The following is a 1,463-nucleotide window of genomic DNA, read 5'->3' as shown; positions in this document are numbered from 1 at the left end:
ACGATCAACGTGGAATTCCAGCGTCAATCAAGATGGGACTTTGCGGGTGGTGGGCGTAACGGAGTGAGGGCGTAGCCCGATCGAAGTTATGCCCACGGCCCGCGGCGCCAAAATCAGGCCTGCCTTGCGCTTGTGATCGCGGTCAATCTGGCGATTTTCCAAAACCGGAGAATCACTTTGTGCCAGGTCGCCATGTAAACGATCATCAGATGAGGCTTTTCATGAAGTTACGTCAAAATCATTCCGTCACCGTTGCTGCCGCAAAGGCTTCGATCGGCCGCACGACAGCTTTCCGGATCGAGAAGGATCCACGTCTCCCATCTCAAAAGACAAAACCGCGGGAACGCCGGCGACCAGATCCACTGGCCCATATCTTTGATGCCGAGATCGTTCCCCTGCTTCAGGCTGCGCCCGGAATACGGGCGGTAGCGATATTCGAGGAGATGCTGCGCCGCCACCCGGAGCTTGGAGACGGCATTCGTCGGACCATGGAGCGGCGCATTCGCTCCTGGCGCGCTGTGCATGGCGCAGAGCAGGAGGTCATCTTCCGGCAGGTTCACGAGCCCGGCCGGTTGGGCCTTTCGGATTTCACCAACATGGATAGTCTGGAGGTCACGATCGCCGGGCAGCCCCTCGATCATCTCCTGTATCACTTCCGGCTTGCCTACTCCGGCTTCGAACATGGCCATGTCATCCTCGGCGGAGAGAGCTTCGTCGCTCTTGCGGAAGGGCTGCAGAATGCCCTGTGGTCCCTTGGCGGCGCGCCGCACGACCATCGTAGCGACAGCCTGTCGGCTGCATTCCGTAACCTGACCACCAATGAGCGGGAGGACCTGACGCATCGATATGAGGAACTTTGCGCCCATTACCACATGAAGCCGACGCGTAATAACAAAGGCGTCGCACACGAGAACGGTTCGATCGAGAGCGTGCACGGGCATATCAAGGCAGCGGTCCGCGACGCGCTGCTCATGCGCGGCAGCAACGACTTCGACGATCTTGCCGCCTACCGTGCCTTCATCGATGAGATTGTCAGCCGCCGCAACGCCCACAATCTCAAACGTATCGAAGCCGAAAGACCTCATCTTCAGGAATTGCCGCAGCGCAGGACGACAGACTCCGAGGAGGTGGTCGTCAGGGTCATGCGCACCGGTGGCTTCACGCTGCGCAAGGTCTTCTACAGCGTGCCTTCACGCCTGATCGGGCATCAGCTACGGGTGCGTCTCTTCGATGACCGGCTCGATGTGTTCGTCGGCGGCACCTATCTCATGACGCTCTCTCGAGGGCGGAGCCATCCTGACGGCCGCCACAGCCAGGTCGTCAACTACCGGCACGTCATTCATTCCCTACGGCAAAAGCCGATGGCATTGTTGCGGCTCGTCTATCGAGACCAGCTCTTCCCGAGGCTGGAGTATCGCCAGACCTTCGAGGCTCTGCTGGAACGATTGACCGACAAGCAGGCC

Annotated in this window: 1 protein-coding gene; it reads left to right on the top strand. The window is 59.6% G+C overall.

Going from position 1 to position 1,463, the window contains the following annotated elements:
* Positions 1-209 precede the first annotated feature (209 nt).
* A partial coding sequence (gene istA, locus JL39_RS09285; RefSeq protein ID WP_081952771.1) for an IS21 family transposase occupies positions 210-1,463 on the top strand: 1,254 nt, incomplete at its 3' end.

Source organism: Rhizobium sp. YS-1r (assembly GCF_000757525.1).
Classification (GTDB): Bacteria; Pseudomonadota; Alphaproteobacteria; order Rhizobiales; family Rhizobiaceae; genus Neorhizobium; species Neorhizobium petrolearium.
Note: the sequence above shows the minus strand (reverse complement) of the source record. Positions and strands in the feature narration are given on the sequence as shown.